This is a genomic window from Vibrio fortis, assembly GCF_024347475.1.
GTDB classification, from domain to species: domain Bacteria; phylum Pseudomonadota; class Gammaproteobacteria; order Enterobacterales; family Vibrionaceae; genus Vibrio; species Vibrio fortis.
In genome coordinates, this window is sequence record NZ_AP025487.1 from 588891 (window position 1) to 605829 (window position 16939).

General features: G+C 44.9%; 14 protein-coding genes and 1 other annotated feature. Of the genes, 5 read left to right on the plus strand and 9 right to left on the minus strand.

Annotated features, from left to right (window positions below):
• Positions 1 to 25: 25 nt before the first annotated feature.
• The gene (locus tag OCV50_RS02615) at positions 26 to 1138 is read right to left on the minus strand and encodes an anhydro-N-acetylmuramic acid kinase (protein WP_261903633.1); all 1113 of its coding nucleotides are present in this window, start codon (positions 1136 to 1138) and stop codon (positions 26 to 28) included.
• Between the two features lie 99 nt (positions 1139 to 1237).
• On the opposite strand from OCV50_RS02615, the gene nagZ reads away from it, so the two are divergent.
• From nagZ to tyrA, 3 genes are all read left to right on the plus strand, one after another.
• The gene (nagZ, locus tag OCV50_RS02620) at positions 1238 to 2227 is read left to right on the plus strand and encodes a beta-N-acetylhexosaminidase (RefSeq protein ID WP_261903634.1); all 990 of its coding nucleotides are present in this window, start codon (positions 1238 to 1240) and stop codon (positions 2225 to 2227) included.
• Between the two features lie 247 nt (positions 2228 to 2474).
• Entirely contained in the window at positions 2475 to 3548 is a 1074-nt protein-coding gene (locus OCV50_RS02625; RefSeq protein WP_239841530.1) for a 3-deoxy-7-phosphoheptulonate synthase, read from the plus strand.
• 42 nt (positions 3549 to 3590) lie between these two features.
• On the plus strand, positions 3591 to 4718 hold the full coding sequence (tyrA, locus tag OCV50_RS02630; protein ID WP_261903635.1) for a bifunctional chorismate mutase/prephenate dehydrogenase: 1128 nt from the start codon (positions 3591 to 3593) through the stop codon (positions 4716 to 4718).
• A 158-nt stretch (positions 4719 to 4876) separates the two neighbouring features.
• On the opposite strand, the gene OCV50_RS02635 is transcribed toward tyrA, so the two are convergent.
• From OCV50_RS02635 to ettA, 3 genes are all read right to left on the minus strand, one after another.
• Positions 4877 to 5914, minus strand: a complete 1038-nt coding sequence (locus tag OCV50_RS02635) for a M23 family metallopeptidase (RefSeq protein WP_239841528.1) — start codon at positions 5912 to 5914, stop codon at positions 4877 to 4879.
• A gap of 39 nt (positions 5915 to 5953) precedes the next feature.
• Positions 5954 to 6331, minus strand: a complete 378-nt coding sequence (locus OCV50_RS02640) for a PilZ domain-containing protein (protein ID WP_239841527.1) — start codon at positions 6329 to 6331, stop codon at positions 5954 to 5956.
• 85 nt (positions 6332 to 6416) lie between these two features.
• Complete coding sequence (gene ettA / locus OCV50_RS02645) at positions 6417 to 8084, minus strand: energy-dependent translational throttle protein EttA (protein WP_032553197.1); 1668 nt, start codon at positions 8082 to 8084, stop codon at positions 6417 to 6419.
• A gap of 264 nt (positions 8085 to 8348) precedes the next feature.
• On the opposite strand from ettA, the gene sltY reads away from it, so the two are divergent.
• Both sltY and trpR read left to right on the plus strand, forming a co-directional pair.
• Positions 8349 to 10298, plus strand: coding sequence for a murein transglycosylase (sltY, locus tag OCV50_RS02650; protein ID WP_261903636.1), 1950 nt, complete (start codon positions 8349 to 8351; stop codon positions 10296 to 10298).
• 133 nt (positions 10299 to 10431) lie between these two features.
• Complete coding sequence (gene trpR, locus OCV50_RS02655) at positions 10432 to 10725, plus strand: trp operon repressor (protein ID WP_261903637.1); 294 nt, start codon at positions 10432 to 10434, stop codon at positions 10723 to 10725.
• Positions 10726 to 10818: 93 nt separating this feature from the next.
• On the opposite strand, the gene yjjX is transcribed toward trpR, so the two are convergent.
• From yjjX to hpf, 5 genes are all read right to left on the minus strand, one after another.
• The gene (gene yjjX, locus OCV50_RS02660) at positions 10819 to 11343 is read right to left on the minus strand and encodes an inosine/xanthosine triphosphatase (RefSeq protein WP_239841524.1); all 525 of its coding nucleotides are present in this window, start codon (positions 11341 to 11343) and stop codon (positions 10819 to 10821) included.
• A 7-nt stretch (positions 11344 to 11350) separates the two neighbouring features.
• Positions 11351 to 13705: an EAL domain-containing protein gene (locus OCV50_RS02665; RefSeq protein WP_261903638.1), complete on the minus strand. Its 2355-nt coding sequence runs from the start codon at positions 13703 to 13705 to the stop codon at positions 11351 to 11353.
• 242 nt (positions 13706 to 13947) lie between these two features.
• Positions 13948 to 15024 carry an ABC transporter substrate-binding protein gene (locus OCV50_RS02670; RefSeq protein WP_261903639.1) on the minus strand — a complete coding sequence of 359 codons (1077 nt, stop codon included), beginning with the start codon at positions 15022 to 15024 and terminating at the stop codon, positions 13948 to 13950.
• Between the two features lie 141 nt (positions 15025 to 15165).
• Positions 15166 to 16341, minus strand: a complete 1176-nt coding sequence (gene pheA / locus OCV50_RS02675; protein ID WP_239841521.1) for a prephenate dehydratase — start codon at positions 16339 to 16341, stop codon at positions 15166 to 15168.
• Between the two features lie 12 nt (positions 16342 to 16353).
• Positions 16354 to 16475: a sequence feature (Phe leader region), on the minus strand.
• Positions 16476 to 16586: 111 nt separating this feature from the next.
• A complete protein-coding gene (gene hpf, locus OCV50_RS02680) occupies positions 16587 to 16922 on the minus strand; it encodes a ribosome hibernation-promoting factor, HPF/YfiA family (RefSeq protein ID WP_032553202.1) in 336 nt (111 codons plus the stop codon).
• Between the last annotated feature and the right edge of the window lie 17 nt (positions 16923 to 16939).

The following is a 16939-nucleotide window of genomic DNA, read 5'->3' on the forward strand; positions in this document are numbered from 1 at the left end:
CCTTAAATTTAATCTCTAGTGATGGTCATGCGCGGTAGAGCACACCCAAAGAAGCGCTTTTTGAAGCTCCTGTTACCTCAGGAAGGTTACTCGGTAGCTTATGTACATAACGTTGAGCCAGCCATGCAAATGCCATGGCTTCCATGTAATCGGCATCGACTCCTTTAGCGGAAGTCGAACTCACTTGCCAGTCAGGAAGCAGCTTCGTAAGGCGCTCCATCAAAAGTGGGTTTCTGACGCCTCCACCACATACGTATAGGGCAGGGAATGAGCCAGATTGATGCTTCATGACTTCATTAGCTATGGTGATGGCACTGTACTCACAAAGGGTGCGCTGTACATCGGGTTCCGATATTTCTGGCAATGCCTTTAATTTGATTTCTAGCCACGGCAGATTGAACAGCTCTCGACCTGTGCTTTTCGGTGGTAGCTCAGCAAGGTAGGCTTCTTCAAGCAGTGAATTCAGTAGCGCCGAATTTACTTGGCCACTGCGAGCAAACTCTCCATCTTGGTCATATTTTTTCCCGCAGTGCTTGCTCACCCAAGCATCCATCAGCATGTTGCCCGGCCCCGTGTCATAACCCAGTGTCGGTTGGTCTGGCTGCAGCACCGAAATATTAGCAATACCACCAATGTTTAGTACCACAACACTGCTCTGCTTGGCTTCAAAAATGGTGCGATGAAATGCGGGTACCAAAGGTGCGCCTTGTCCGCCTAACGCCATGTCTTTGCGACGAAAATCAGCGATCACGTCAATATTGGTTTTAGCAGCAATGATATTGGCATCACCTAACTGCATAGTAAATGGGTGATTCCCACTAGGCTGGTGGAAAACGGTTTGGCCATGATTACCAATCGCCGTGATTTGAGAGGCGCAGATATTGTGATTGGATAGAAGCTGTAGAACTGCATCTGCAAATATATGGCCAAGCTGGTGGTCGAGCTCACCTATCGCGATCAGGTTGGTTTGTTGGCCGATACACACATCGAGTAAGTGCTTTTTTGTCTCTTCAGGCATAGGGAACTCGTCGTGGGCAATCAGCTCGATGCGTTGGTTGTCGATACTGACCAAAGCAGTGTCGATACCGTCCATACTGGTTCCAGACATAACCCCGATGTATAGCTCTTTATGATCCATTCCTAAACTCTTCTGACCGTGAATTAAAAACATTGTAATGCAATTTCAAACGGAATAACCTCGTGAAGATTATCAATTTTGGCTTAGTAAGGGATAAATATGGGACCGTTGTGGGTAGATGTTGAAGGCTACGAGCTCACTACCGAAGATAGAGAGATTCTTGAGCATCCAACCGTGGGTGGATTGATCTTTTTTGCTCGTAACTATCATGACAGCAAGCAATTGGCGGCATTAACCAAAGAGATCCGTAAGGCGGCTAAACGACCGATTCTTATTGGTGTCGACCAAGAGGGCGGTCGCGTGCAGCGCTTTCGTGATGGCTTCTCAATTATTCCTGCTGCGCAAGAGTTTGCTAAACACAACAACGGTGAACAGCTGGCCGAACAAGCGGGTTGGCTGATGGCTGCAGAGTTGGTCGCTCATGATATCGATCTGAGTTTTGCACCGGTATTGGACAAAGGCCATCAATGTAAGGCGATTGGTAATCGTGCCTTTGGTGAAGACATCGATACTATCGTCCGCCACAGCAGCGCGTTTATCCATGGCATGAAGAGTGTAGGAATGGCGACGACGGGTAAACATTTCCCAGGACATGGGGGTGTCATTGCGGATTCTCATCTAGAGACGCCATATGATCCAAGAGAAGATATCTTTGAAACCGACATGGCGATTTTCAAGGCTCAAATTGAGGCGGGTATTTTGGATGCAATGATGCCTGCACATGTGGTTTTTTCTCACTATGATGATAAGCCTGCTAGCGGTTCTCGCTATTGGCTACAAGAGGTATTGAGAAAACAGCTTGGATTTAAAGGGCTGGTTTTTTCAGATGATTTGACGATGGAAGGTGCTGCGATCATGGGCGGTCCGGCACAAAGAGCGCAAGCCGCATTAGATGCTGGGTGCAACATGGTGTTAATGTGTAATAAGCGAGATGCACAAATTGAGGCTTTAGATAACCTAGAGATACAAAGTGTTCCTCTAGCACACTCTTTATTGAAAAAGCACACCTTTGATCTCCCAACGCTACAGTCAGATACTCGATGGAAAGAGGCTTCTGAGCAGATGAAGCGTGTTTTAGATAATGGGTGATAAATAGACACTTTTTAAGTTTTGCTAAGGCGATATGAGAAATATCGCCTTTTTTGTATCTACAAAGACTGATTTCTAACTCTTTTCTGATTTTCTTAATATAAAGTTTGCATGTAAAGTTATTTTTACATCAAATGTTTTTTATTATTTACACTTGCAATCGTTTCTATAGCTGTTATTTTAGTTTTCAAAGATTGTTAGCCCATGCGGAATATTTGGGTGTAAAGAAAAGAATACAGGTTGAGTTATGCAGAAAAGTGAATTAAGCAATGTCAATATCATCGACGAACAGGTACTGATTACTCCAGATGAGTTAAAAGCCAAATTACCTCTGAGTGATAATGCTCGTCGTTTTATTCAAGAGTCTCGTCAAACTATCGCCAACATCATTCACAAGAAAGATCACCGTATGCTAGTGGTTTGTGGTCCTTGTTCGATTCATGACGTTGAAGCTGCAAAAGAGTACGCAAAACGCCTAAAAGCACTTTCTGAAGAACTCAGTGACCAACTGTACATCGTAATGCGCGTGTACTTCGAAAAACCACGTACAACGGTTGGTTGGAAAGGTCTAATCAATGACCCACATCTAGACGGCACATTTGATATCGAGCATGGTCTTCACGTAGGTCGTGAGCTGTTGGTTGAGCTGGCTGAGATGGAAATCCCACTGGCGACTGAGGCACTTGATCCTATCAGCCCACAATACCTAGCAGACACGTTTAGTTGGGCGGCGATCGGTGCTCGTACTACCGAATCTCAAACTCACCGTGAGATGGCAAGTGGTCTATCGATGCCAATCGGCTTTAAAAACGGCACTGATGGCAACCTAGGCACTGCGATTAACGCGATGCAAGCGGCTTCTTCAAGCCACCGTTTCATGGGTATCAGCCGCGAAGGTCAAGTTGCGCTACTGACAACTCAAGGCAACCCGAATGGTCATGTAATCCTACGTGGTGGTAAGCAGACCAACTACGATTCAGTTTCAGTACATGAATGTGAAGAAGAACTATCGAAAGCGGGTCTAGAGGCAGCGCTGATGGTTGATTGTAGCCATGCTAACTCGCGCAAAGACTTCCGCCGCCAACCGTTGGTTGCAGAAGATGTCATTCACCAAATTCGTGAAGGCAACAAGTCAATTATTGGCTTGATGATTGAAAGCCACCTTAACGAGGGTAACCAATCTTCTGACATTCCTCTCGATCAGATGAAATACGGCGTTTCAATTACCGACGCGTGTATCAATTGGGATTCAACTGAGGCACTATTGAAGCGTGCACACACGGAACTAGTCCCATTCTTGGAAAATCGTCTAAAAGGCTAGTGCTGGCACAAATCGAGGCTTAAGGATTAGAAAGGAAGAAGAATGGCCGTTGAACTGAACGAATTACGCGACCAAATTGACGTTGTCGATAAACAGATGTTAGAGCTTCTTGCCCAGCGCTTAGCACTGGTTGAGAAAGTAGGTGAGGTGAAAAGCGAGCACGGTCTGCCGATTTATGTGCCTGAGCGTGAGGCTGCGATGCTTGCGTCTCGCCGAGCTGAGGCTGAAAAACTAGGTGTGCCGCCACAGCTTATTGAAGACATTCTGCGTCGTACCATGCGTGAGTCATACGCGAGTGAAAAGGATTCGGGCTTTAAGTGTCTGAACCCAGAGCTGCGTTCAGTTGTTGTTATCGGTGGTAATGGTCAACTTGGTGGTCTGTTCGGACGTATGTTCAAGCTATCTGGCTACGATGTAAAAGTACTGGGTAGCAAGGATTGGGACAAGGCTGATGAGTTACTGAAAGACGCTGGCCTTGTGGTGGTTACTGTTCCAATCCATCTGACAGAAGGTGTGATTGATAAGCTGAACAATCTGCCAAGCGACTGTATTTTGTGTGACTTAACGTCAATCAAGTCGAAACCGTTACAGCGCATGTTGGCCGTTCATCAAGGTCCTGTTGTTGGTCTACACCCAATGTTTGGTCCGGATGTACCAAGCCTTGCGAAGCAGGTGATTGTTTACAGTGATGGTCGTGGTCAAGAAAGTTACCAATGGCTACTAGAGCAATTTGGTATCTGGGGTGCAAGCCTATGTAATATGGATGCGCAAGAGCACGATCACGGTATGACGCTTATCCAAGCGCTGCGCCACTTCACTTCATTTGCTTACGGCTTACACCTAAGCAAAGAGAACCCAAACATTGATCGCCTGCTGCAGCTAAGTTCGCCTATCTACCGCCTTGAAATTGCGATGGTCGGTCGTCTATTTGCACAAGACCCGAATTTGTACGGCGATATTATTCTCTCTTCTGACGAGAACATTGCGATGATTCGCCGCTTCCACCACTGTTTCGGTGAAGCTCTGAAGATTCTAGAAGGCAAAGATAAGGCTCAATTTGTTGAAAGCTTTAACGAAGTGAGCGAGTGGTTTGGCGATTACTCTCAGCAGTTCTTGCAAGAGAGCCAAAGCCTTCTTAAGCAAGCCCATGATTCGATTCATCGCGGTTAACCTGGACTACTGTAAGCTCAACCATATTGAGTGACTGAACAGATAGAAAAAGAGCCACCTATATTAGGTGGCTCTTTTTTTATCTAACTATCATGAGCTTAAAAGCTTTTGGCCTGTGGTAGGTAAAAAGATCATCATAGGTCAAAAGCTATCAAGCATTAGTTTGTTGCTAGTGTTGGCTTTGCTTTGGTCTCATCACTCGATACGGTTTCAATCGACGAGTTGATGTAAGGCACATTAGTCAGATTGATTTGCAGACGCACCACGTTATCGATCAGCTGAACCAGTGGTCCCCACTTAACCTTCTTCTCTTTCTCAAACACGTAATTGAAGTTTTCTGGTGTCCAGTCCATCAAGTATTGTGGATTCAAAGAGCGGCCAAGAAAGCGTACTTCGTAGTGTAGATGTGGCCCAGTAGAGTTTCCTGAGTTGCCACAGCTAGCAATAACATCACCTTTACTCACGAACTGCCCGCTACGCACCTTAAACTTCTGTAGGTGAGCGTAAGAGCTCATGAAGCCAAAGGAGTGGCGCATAGTTAGGAAGTTACCAAAGCCTTTCTTACTTGGGCGCACCGTTTCAATCACGCCGTCAGCTGGAGCAAGAATATCTTCACCACGCTTACACGTAAGGTCGATACCTGTGTGGGTATGACGTTTGCCTGTGATTGGGTTGATGCGACTTCCGTAAGATGAGGAGATACGCTGATAGGCCATTGGGCTGTCATTCGGGATCAAACGGAACATGGTTGCACGTACCGCCGAATCGATGGCTGCTGCGTCAATTCGCTCTTCAAGAGAAGTCTCATCGTTAACCAGCTCTTCATCCGCAAGGCCAAGTACCGATTCAACATCGAATACACGCTTACCAAGCAGCTGAATAGTGCCTTCTTTTTCGGTCAGGGTCTGTGCTAACGAGTGATTGGTTTCAATCTGTTCATCGTACATAAACTCCATATTGTCTTTCTCGACAATCAAAGTTTCGATCAGCTTCTGAGCATCTTGTGCTTGCACTGAGGCATGCTGCTCCGAGGCGGACAACTTCTGCTGACCATCGTAGTGTAAGTAGATGGCACCGCCTACTAAAAGAGGGACGGATAGTATTGCAGAGGTACAAAAGAGTACGGCTTTACGGCCGAAGTAAAATGTCTGCTCCCCTTGGCTCGAAGGAACAGTAATCGAAATTTTCTGAGACATGATGACGTATTAAATAAAAATAATTCGAAGAGTGTGCTTTTATTCTGCTGACTCTTCGCCTAAATCTGTTAGATGTTCTATTTCTCGATAAAGTAACTCATCATCACCAACGTTAAGTTCCACAAGGCGCTTAAGGTGGCTGATACTATCAATATCTAAATGCTCTATGCGCAAACGCACTGAGGTATTGATGGTAGAGACAATAGAGGCTTCTAATTGAATGTCGATATCACTGTCTGTTAATTGAAAGCTAATTTGAACAGGCAAGTGATGGTTTAATTGATGGTGGTTTTCACAATTTATCAATAAGCCTTGCAGTGACAGGTCTTGTATCGTGCCATCAACCACTAAGGTATCTTGGGTTAATTTGGTAGCGACTTGATAAACAATCCTTGAAAATCGACGCCTTTCTATCATAGAGACTTCCTCATCTACTGGTTTGGAATGTCGTATCATATAAGGCCGCTAATTTAGCGGCCTTAGAGTAAATTACAAGCGAAACTTACTTAGTTACACGCTTGTACTTGATACGGTGTGGTTCAGCTGCTTCAGGACCAAGTGTCTTCTTCAGCCATTCCATGTACTCATTGTAGTTACCTTCGTAGAAGTTAACTTGACCTTCATCACGATAGTCAATGATATGCGTAGCGATACGGTCTAAGAACCAACGGTCGTGCGAGATAACCATTGCACAGCCAGGGAATTCCAGTAGTGCTTCTTCTAGTGCACGTAGTGTTTCAACGTCAAGGTCGTTGGTTGGCTCATCGAGTAGCAGTACGTTGCCGCCAGTTTTAAGTAGCTTAGCAAGGTGAACACGGTTACGTTCACCACCAGAAAGCTCACCGATGATCTTCTGTTGGTCTGAACCTTTGAAGTTGAAGCGAGAACAGTATGCACGAGCAGGGATTTCGAAGTTGTTGATCTTAATGATATCAGCACCTTCAGAGATCTCTTGGAATACTGTCTTCGTGTCATCCATGCTGTCACGGAATTGGTCAACTGACGCCAGCTTCACTGTTTCACCAAGCTCAACAGTACCTGAGTCAGGTTGTTCAGTGCCGCTTAGCATCTTGAATAGTGTTGATTTACCTGCGCCGTTAGCACCGATGATACCCACGATAGCACCCTTAGGCATGCTGAATGATAGGTCGTCGATAAGAACACGGCCGTCGAAAGACTTGGTTAGGTTCTTCACATCGATAACTTTATCACCTAGACGCTCACCTGGCGGGATGAATAGTTCGTTGGTTTCGTTACGCTTCTGACGGTCGCCGCTTTGCAGTTCTTCAAAGCGAGCCATACGCGCTTTAGATTTAGACTGACGACCTTTCGGGTTTTGACGAACCCACTCAAGTTCTTTCTCGATAGTCTTCTGGCGAGCTTTCTCTTGAGACGCTTCTTGTTGTAGACGCGCATCTTTTTGCTCTAGCCAAGATGTGTAGTTACCTTCCCATGGAATACCTTCACCACGGTCAAGTTCTAGGATCCAGCCAGCTGCGTTATCTAGGAAGTAACGGTCGTGGGTGATTGCCACAACAGTACCGTTGTAATCTACTAGGAAGCGCTCAAGCCATGCTACAGATTCAGCATCCAGGTGGTTGGTTGGTTCGTCTAGTAGAAGCATGTCTGGCTTCTCTAGAAGTAGACGACAGATCGCAACACGACGACGTTCACCACCTGATAGGTGTTCGATTTTCGCATCCCACTCAGGTAGACGAAGTGCATCGGCTGCACGCTCTAGTGCGTTTTCTAGGTTGTGGCCGTCTTTAGCTTGGATAAGAGACTCAAGTTCACCTTGCTCTTTTGCTAGTGCGTCGAAGTCTGCGTCTGGTTCTGCGTACGCTGCGTATACTTCGTCTAGGCGCTTCATTGCACCAGCAACATCTGAAACTGCTTCTTCAACGATTTCACGAACTGTTTTAGATTCGTCGAGAACAGGTTCTTGAGGTAGATAACCTACGTTTAGACCAGGCTGTGGACGAGCTTCACCATCGATGTCTGTATCAATACCGGCCATGATACGTAGCAGTGTTGATTTACCTGCACCATTCAGACCTAAAACACCAATTTTGGCACCAGGGAAAAAGCTTAGAGAGATGTCTTTCAGAATTTGACGCTTTGGTGGCACAATTTTGCTCACTCGCGACATGGTATATACGTATTCAGCCATTGCCGATCGTTCCTACTTATTGTTCAAAATAAACGATTATTTTATACCAATCTGTCCAAAGATGTTACTCCCCGAGAGGAAAAGGCTTTTCAGGGATAAATCTTGGCTTTTAATTGTCAAAATTCTCACTAAAAGCAGATTTCAAACGCTTTTGAGGTGAAGTGTTAAACTTTAATAATATTTACACTCAAACTCTTTACATTTGATGTGATGTAGGGCGTAAATAGCCTTCACGTATTCAAACACGCACTAAGGAAAGAGCGAATGTTTTTCCGACTTTTCAATAGAAAAATTGCTGTTGCTGCATCAGTGATTTTGCCTTCTATTCTATTGGCTCCTGAGGCTTTGGCGAGCCGAGCTTCTGAGCTAGAAATGCAGCGTGATACTTACGATCAAGCTCAAGATATTTTGGATAAGCGTGACCTTAAGGCCTACGCTAAGTTGCGATCCAAAATTCAAACGTATCCGTTAACGCCATACACGGATTATCGAGCGTTTCTGATTGATTTGGGACAGCGAACTCCGCAAGAGGTCGAAGCCTTTATCGACGACAATCGTGCGCTTCCGTTTTCTAGTCGGATTCGAGCCCCTTACTTGGCTTCGTTAGAGTCTCAGAAAAAGTGGTCAACGATTCTTGAATTTCAAACACAAGAGCCTGTAGGTGAAAAGTACCAATGTATCTATTACCGAGCCCATTATGAGCAAGGCAATAATGATTTGGCTTATAAGGGGGCAAAACAGCTTTGGCTTAGCGGGAAGGGGATCGACGATAGTTGTGACCCACTGTTTTCAGCGTGGGATGAAGCTGGCCTGCGCAGCGATGAGCTGATTCTTGAAAGGTTGTTGCTGGCTTTTGAGCAGCGCAACGGCAAGCTAATGAATTATCTTTTAAAGCAGTTTGATAGCGACAAGGCAGCCAAGCAAGGCAAAGAGATGAAAGCCCTTTTTAGCAAGCCAGAGAGCGTGGCGGACTTTGCAAAAAAACACAAGGTGAACGAGTTCTATCAAAAGCAGACTGAGCTAGGTTTCCAGAAACTGGCACGCAAAGATGCTAAAGCGGCACAGAAGGCCTTTGATAAAGTCATTGATGGCCAGAAGTTCTCAAAAGAGCAAGCTCAGCAGTTGGCTGATTATCTTGCGTTTCGCCTAATCAATACTGACTCTGAAGAGATGATGGCTTGGCGAGATCAAGCAATAGAAACTTCTTCCAAACAGGTACTGATCGAGCGACGTGCTCGCCTTGCTATCCAACACGCAGATTGGACTGGTTTGCAACACTGGATTAGCAAGCTCGATGATAACCACCAAAATTCGATTCGTTGGCAGTACTGGCGTGGGCGCGCCGAGCTAGCTACTGGTCAAGAAGCAGAAGGAACGCAACGACTCACCGATATTCTTGGTCAGCGTAACTTCTACAGCGTGGCCGCGGCAAAACAGCTGAATAAACCTGTACGCTACGAAACGTCGTCATTGACGTACAACGCGAAAGTTGTGAAGCCATTTGATACCGCTTTGGTGCGAATTGATGAGCTGATCACGCGCGATAAAATCGCTGCCGCGAAGAGTGAGTGGCGCTGGTTGTTAGCAAACGCAAACAAAGAGCAGAAGTCGATGCTGGCTGCCTATGCCTCTCGCCAAGGCTGGAACCATCTCACCGTCACTGCGAGTATTTCTGCCAAGATGTGGGATAACTTGGAACTGCGCTTCCCAGTTGCTCATAAATGGTGGTTCAACTTCTACGCTGAGAAGCATGACATTGACCCGGTGACCTTGATGTCGTTAGCGCGTCAAGAGAGTGCATTGGATAGCGAGGCGCAATCTCCAGTGGGTGCTCGCGGGATAATGCAGATTATGCCAGCAACGGCTAAGTACACGGCTAAAAAGTACAAGCTTAAGTATCAAGGGCGCGATGATTTGTATAATGTTGGCAAGAATATCGAGATTGGTAGTCATTACCTTGATGGCTTGCTGAATCAATACGACAACAATCGTATCTTTGCTCTTGCGGCTTACAATGCGGGCCCTCATCGAGTGAAGCAGTGGCGTTCTCGTAGTGAAGGTAAACTGGATGTGTTTGCTTTTATCGAGATGATTCCGTTCAAGGAGACGCGCGGTTATGTACAAAATATCTTGATGTTTGAAACCTACTACCGAGATATTTTGGGTGAGCAAGGGCAGTTCTTGGCTGCTCATGAGCGTGACGCAAAGTATTAACCACTAAGCCAAAATCAGTTGGAGTTCTTTTTTAAATTGGATTCACTATAGGGTTTCGGTATACATTAAAAGGCAGTCGCAGCGCGTCTGCCTTTGTTTAAATAGAATGACAACAAGAGATAAGTGTAGGGATATGGCATCACAACCAGAGTACAGCAATTGGCAAGAGTTGATGGATTTAGTAAAGAGTGCCGCTGAAAACGAACAGCATGAACTCTTACTGACCATGATGATGACCCCTGATGAGCGTGAAGCTTTGGTTGCTCGAGTGAACATCCTTTGTGAATTAATGAAGGGCGATCTTTCGCAGCGACAAATCAGCCAGATGTTAGGTGTTGGTGTTGCTACCATCACTCGCGGTTCGAATGAACTTAAAGCTAAGTCGGAACAAGAGAAGCAAGAGATTGCTCAGTTGTTGCTGAAGTAATGATATTTATCCGTCAGCACAACCTAAAAAACGCTAGCCTCGGCTAGCGTTTTTACTTTCTACAATTTGGCTATTCACACTACCAGTTTAGCTTTAATGGTTTGGGAAGTGTTCTGGGTTTACAAATGGGATGAGAGCCAAGATCAGTGCTTGGTGGTAAACCGAACTGCGCGTGAGTTGGTTGTGCGTAAGCAGTCCAATAGCGCCACCTTTCTGTTTGATATTGTCAGTACCAAATACTTCATCCATAACATCACCTAACTCATTGGCATGGGCAAGTTTCTCAATGACTTGAGGTGGCAGCATTAGGCTCGCCGAACGAGATTCTCCTCGTTGGCCGTTAGACTCAATGACCATCCACGCGAAGGTCACATTGTCTTCAATCCCCGCTTCTAAGCCGACATAAAAATCGCTATTTGGGATAGCTTGTGCCGCATTATGGACTCGGTTGATCGCGCCTTGATAAGTCTCTTGGTTGCTCATGGGCTGGTCAGCAACGCCGCTTGCGACGCTAACGCCCTTGAAGTCAAATTCTTGTTGCGGGAAAGCAGCTTCAAAAGCACTTTTCACCGCGTTGATTTTAGCCGGGTTGAGTGACGCGATAGTGACTGTTTTCATAGTTTTCTTATCTAGGTTCTGTCAATGGTTGTGGTGAGAGTGCCGTATATTGAACTTGATGATGCTTGTACCAAGTTCCTAATTCTTCGAGAGGCATTGGTTTACCAAAATAGTAGCCCTGCAGTAGATCACACTCTGCTTCAAGTAACCACTGGTGCATGGCTTGGGTTTCAATGCCTTCTGCCGTTACTTGTTTACCTTGCGCATGGCACAACTCAATAATGGGTTTTACTATGTTCTGATTGTCTGTTTCAATCAAGGTTTCCAAGAAGCCCTTATCCAGTTTTATTTTCTGAGTTGGGTATTGAACCAACTGAGTTATCGAAGTAAAGCCGGAACCGAAGTCATCGATCGCCAACATATAACCCATTCGAGACAGTTCGTTGAGTAGAGGGAACTCTTGAGAACCCGATTCGAATGTTTCTGTGATCTCAAAATCAATGAGGTATGGAGGTATATTGTGTACATCAGCATGACAATCAATAAACTCTGCTAAGTGTGTGCTGGCAATGCCTGCAGAGGATAGATTGATTGATAGCTGCACAGGGTGTTCAAACTGGGATTGCAGTTGCTCAAAATCACGAAAAGCGTGCTCAATGACCCATTTGTCGACTTGCTCAAATAACCCGGTTTGCTCAGCAATGGGGATGAACTCATCTGGTGGCACAAAACCAAGCTGCTTTGAATGCCAACGAAGTAGAACCTCAAAGCCTACCACCTTGTTACCCAACGCACTCACATAAGGCATATAGACAAGCTTGAACTCATCATTGTAGTTTTGTTCACGCAGTGCTCGTTCGATATTGGCCTGACGTTGTATTACCGCATCCAAATCACGTGAATAGTAAGCCGACTGATTTTTCCCCGCCCGTTTGGCTTGATACATCGCAGTGTCGGCACTCGATAGTAGTTTCTCTATGTTGATACCGTCATTAGGGTAGGTCGCAACACCAATGCTCACCGTAATAGGAAAACTGCCGGAGTGAGTGACGAACCCTTGTCGTAAGGGTGTGAGCAGTTGTTCTGAGAAAGAGCGTTCAATATCTCCTGAAACAGCGGGGGCGTTAATGAAAACCACGAACTCATCGCCAGACAGGCGAGCAGGCATACAGCTGGCGAAATAGCGTGTCTGATACTCGCGACATAGCGCCGTGATTCGCTCTGCAAAAGCGATCAGAATAGAGTCTCCGATTTGATGTCCATACTTGTCATTCACGAACTTAAAATTGTCGAGATCCAGATAAAGAATCCACGTATTGCTGGTGGTATTGGTCTCTGGTAGTGCTCGTTCGACGAATGACTGAAATTGATGACGATTAGCGATTTTCGTTAAAGGATCATTCTCAGCCAGTATTTTTGTTTGTTGGTATGTATCGTCTAGTTCTTGATACATATCGTAAAAACGCTCAGACAGACGACCGATCTCATCATTACTGCTTTGACGCTCTATGTTCTTCCGTTGGCGCTTTTCAACTTGTTGTAGTTGGCGATCTAAGCGTGCGATCGGGTTTGTTACACTGCGAGATAGCAACATAAGCAGCAGAATAACGGTGACTAAGGCCGATAAAGCAAAAGAGAAACTGATCTCATTCCATATAGAGCGTAACTTGTTGTCGAGCAAAAATTTGGCTGGGTCTACAGTGACATAGAGGCCTGGTGCCAGTTTCACTGACTGAGTTAAATCACTTTCCGGTGCAACAGGAGCGGAGGTAAAAAATAGGCTAGTTTGATACTCAAACTCAATTTGCTTTCTCAGTGCATTGAATTTGTCTAGAGAGACCGACACCACCACAAAAAATACGTCGTCAAGTTGGTAGCTAAGTGGTGTCGATATTGTACGTTTATCGAGAAGCTCATAACGCACCAACATCCCTTCACCTTGTGAGTTTTGAGTGTAACTGATGTTGGATGTCGCAGAGGTTTCGAGGTATTTGTCGTTGATAAACTTGATGATTTTAGGATCCATTTCGGCAAATGGATCGCTGCTGTTTTCGGCGTAGTAATTTAGGTTACGGTTGCCGTCTAGTATGGCCAATCCGGTAAAGCTCTCGTTGCCATCTTGCAGCAGTTGAATGGTTTGCTGCAGGTTATCGATAAGCTCAAGCTCACGATAAGGATTATCACCGACCAAGAAGTAGCGTTTAATGATGTCACTTTTGGTTAGAGTGTAAGAGTAGCTATTAAGAAAAGAGCGAGATTGACGAAAGTGCCCAGCCAGCTTTTCCATACTGAGCTGGAGAGCGTTGTCTTCACGCTTAATGAAGCTATTTTTCTGCGTAGTATAAATAATGTAACTCGACGCGGCTGCGCTACACAGAATAACAGGCGTTATGAGAAGTAATATTTTAGTGCTGAGCTTCATGACTTTTCACAACATTATTAATGATTTTAGTTAGTAAGTTTATGTTAATTGGAGTGAGCCTTCTATCAATTGCACTATTGTTATTAATTTCCTGTGAACGGAACAGTGTGTTGCCCTGAGTATAGAACTCAGAAAGCAAAACAAAAACAACAGGCTTCAACGGTTATTTCCATGGTTTCTCAAGCACTTTGTTTTGCGCTATTTATCTAAGAAAAAATCTATGAGACTGATTGCTAGGTCAATCAATCACTTTGTGTAAGCTTCCTATGTTGCTGGATAACGGCATGACTGATTCGATTACGAAGGGTCATTGATGTGTTAATCAACGTCGAGTAGAACTGCGCTTTTTGGAGCAAGCTTTGATCAGGGTAGAGGGCTAAGTGCTGCTTTTCGTAGGGCGGCACATGCTGATGAGCTTGGCTGTTGGTGGTTGGCATTGATAAGTCGAGAGCATTGAGCGCTGCGATATCTGGACGATGTAGGAAATTTAGGAATCGAGTTGCTAATTCAGGGTTAGGTGCACTATTGAGTACGGCAAGACAGTCAACCCAAAGAATCGTCCCTTCATCGGGCACATGGAAGCCCCATTCATAGTCTGGAGTAAAAGTTTGCAAGGTGGCTTCGTCGCCGCTGTAACCCATTGAAAGATGGATGTCTTTTGCTCTCGACGGATCTTGCTCTACGTAGGTCAGCAGGTATTCATAAGTTTTGACATAAGGGACTTGCGCTACTAGTTCTTGATAAACCTCTTTCAGCACAGATTTATTGGTGGTATGGGCTGATACGCCACGCACAAACAGTGACGGCAGCAACAAATCAATATAGTCGCTTTGCATCACCAAGTGCCCTTGATGTTCTGGCTTTGGTATCAGGATTTCATTCCAGCTGGTCGGTGGTTCGGGGAAGACATCTTTACGATAGATAAGACCAATAGTGCCCCAAAAGTAAGGGATGCTATATTCACCACATTGATTGCGCCATAATTCCGGAATGTAAGACTGGTTAGTAATCAGTGGATTATCACTGAGCTTATTGAGTCTATTTTGTCGTGAAAAGTTGCGCGCGGAGACTTCGTCTAGAATCGCAATATCAATGTCATTACGTGTTAGTTGGTTGATGACTCGGTCGCGTTTAGTGTCGCTGTCGAAGTACACCAATTTGATGGTGATACCTGTCTCTTTCTCCCAGAGTTCGATGACGTGATCAGAAAGGTAGTATTGCCAATTGAAGATTGTAAGGATCGGGTTGCTCTTTGCCTGTGTAAAAGATGGCAAAGATAGAATAAGTAAGCCACTCACAAATAAAGACAGAACGCGCATACATCACCTCGTAATGAGGTTATTGTACGGTTTCTATACTAATAAGTCAGTAGTTACTTATTCTATTTTTTAACTAAATACGCATTTTGTTAACAAGCTGATTGTTCACAAACTTACTGTTTGCCAGCTTGGGTTTACAAGCTACGGAAGCTTAACTTGTGTCGCTTTAATGTTCTCACTTGGATAACAACCTAGAACCTTCAGGTGACGTGTAATGGTTGTTAGCTCAGTAATCGCCTGCTGCATGTTGTCTGAGTCTAGATGTGCCTCTAGATCCACATAGAACATCTCTTCCCAAGGGTTCCCCATAATAGGACGAGATTCAAGCTTGGTCATGTTGATACCGTAGCGTTGTAGAATCAGTAGTGTTTCTACTAGGGAGCCAGCTTCTTGCGACGTCGACATGATCAACGTTGTTTTCGCTGGGATCTGAGTTGAAACTTCAACAGGCTTACGTGCTACTACGATGAAGCGAGTATGGTTTTCAGTTTGGTTTGCGATGTTGCCTTGAATTGGCTGAAGGCCATAAAGTTTACCACTTGAAGAGTTACCTATTGCTGCCACAGTATCGTCGTCAAGGTCTTTAACCTTCTTCATAGCGTCAGCTGTGCTCGCACACGACTCTAGCGTGACGCCTTTCAAGCGACTTAAGAACTCACTGCACTGCTGATGCGGCTGTGGATGTGAGTAAAGAGTCGTAATGTCTTCTAAACGAATATCGTTTTTGGCGACTAAGCAGTGCTCAATCGGTTGTGAAAGCTCGCCCACGATGTAAAGCGTTGTGTGCTGAAGTAGGTCGTATACCTCGTTGATTGAGCCTGAACTGGTATTCTCAATAGGAAGCACACCATAATCAGCATGACCAGATTCGACAGTCGATGTGACCTCTTTGAAATGGCTGCAGTTGAGCTCGATGAGTTCGGTGTTACGTCGGCTGAAGTATTCACGGCTTGCAAGGTGCGAGTATGAGCCTTTAGCACCAAGGAACGCAACACGCGCTAGAGGTTTACGACTTTGCGGGTTAGCAAGGTTCTGTAGATAAGACTGCTGAAGGAGTACTGAGTCCTCGATGATGGTGTGAAACAATTTAGTGATGTATTGCGCATCAAGGTCGTACTTTTCTTTTCCATTACCGATCAGCTTAACGAGTAGCTGTTGTTCACGAACGGCATCTCGAACTGGCTTTGATGTCTCTACCTTGCTTTTAGCCACTTCAATGCTGAGTTTGCGACGTTCAGACAGTAGGCTTAGCAGCTGATCATCAAGATCATTTAAGCGAAGGCGAATTTCATCAAGCGAAATGGGTTGGTCAGTCATAAATGTGTCCTTATAAAAAAGCCTCCCTTGAGTGGGAGGCTTTCTGTTCGTTTTTGACTTGTTTTTCTAAAACGACTTAGCCTCCGGTTTACGGAAGGAAAAAGAAGTCAAAAATAAACAGAGTTTGAATATGCATAAAAATGGTTTGTTTTTTGAATGTTTAAACACAATAAGCAAGCGAGCTACCAGCGTCAAGCAAAAAAATAGCGCCGTATTGGCGCTATCTTCGAATACTTTTATTTCTATTATTCTACTTCAGCTTCTAGCTCTTCAATTTGAGGCTTTTCAGCTCGGCGAGCTTCAGGTTTGTGTCTTAGCTTATTCAGTTGTCGTTCTAATTTTTGTTCTACCTCATTAACGGCAACGTACAGGTCATCGTGGATGGATGAAGCAACAAGCTTGCCTTTTGGTACGGTAATGACCGCTTCAAATTTCTTCTTCTTGTTAGGCTCTTCACTAAAGCTTGCTTGGCAGCCGATGATGTCTACTTGCCATTTTTCTAACTTCTTAAATTTACTTTCTATGTGCTCACGGATTGCAGAGGTGATATCGATATTCTTACCAGTGATGTTCATTTTCATAGAAGTTTTCCTCTGTT

Bases quoted from the DNA above. Each gene is read 5' to 3' on its own strand.
- yjjX (WP_239841524.1), bottom strand. From the start codon at position 11,343: ATGAAAACAGTCACTATCGCGTCACTCAACCCGGCTAAAATCAACGCG.
- hpf (WP_032553202.1), bottom strand. From the start codon at position 16,922: ATGAAAATGAACATCACTGGTAAGAATATCGATATCACCTCTGCAATC.
- OCV50_RS02635 (WP_239841528.1), bottom strand. From the start codon at position 5,914: ATGTCTCAGAAAATTTCGATTACTGTTCCTTCGAGCCAAGGGGAGCAG.
- OCV50_RS02665 (WP_261903638.1), bottom strand. From the start codon at position 13,705: ATGAAGCTCAGCACTAAAATATTACTTCTCATAACGCCTGTTATTCTG.
- tyrA (WP_261903635.1), top strand. From the start codon at position 3,591: ATGGCCGTTGAACTGAACGAATTACGCGACCAAATTGACGTTGTCGAT.
- nagZ (WP_261903634.1), top strand. From the start codon at position 1,238: ATGGGACCGTTGTGGGTAGATGTTGAAGGCTACGAGCTCACTACCGAA.
- OCV50_RS02615 (WP_261903633.1), bottom strand. From the start codon at position 1,138: ATGGATCATAAAGAGCTATACATCGGGGTTATGTCTGGAACCAGTATG.
- OCV50_RS02625 (WP_239841530.1), top strand. From the start codon at position 2,475: ATGCAGAAAAGTGAATTAAGCAATGTCAATATCATCGACGAACAGGTA.
- pheA (WP_239841521.1), bottom strand. From the start codon at position 16,341: ATGACTGACCAACCCATTTCGCTTGATGAAATTCGCCTTCGCTTAAAT.
- trpR (WP_261903637.1), top strand. From the start codon at position 10,432: ATGGCATCACAACCAGAGTACAGCAATTGGCAAGAGTTGATGGATTTA.
- OCV50_RS02670 (WP_261903639.1), bottom strand. From the start codon at position 15,024: ATGCGCGTTCTGTCTTTATTTGTGAGTGGCTTACTTATTCTATCTTTG.
- ettA (WP_032553197.1), bottom strand. From the start codon at position 8,084: ATGGCTGAATACGTATATACCATGTCGCGAGTGAGCAAAATTGTGCCA.
- OCV50_RS02640 (WP_239841527.1), bottom strand. From the start codon at position 6,331: ATGATAGAAAGGCGTCGATTTTCAAGGATTGTTTATCAAGTCGCTACC.
- sltY (WP_261903636.1), top strand. From the start codon at position 8,349: ATGTTTTTCCGACTTTTCAATAGAAAAATTGCTGTTGCTGCATCAGTG.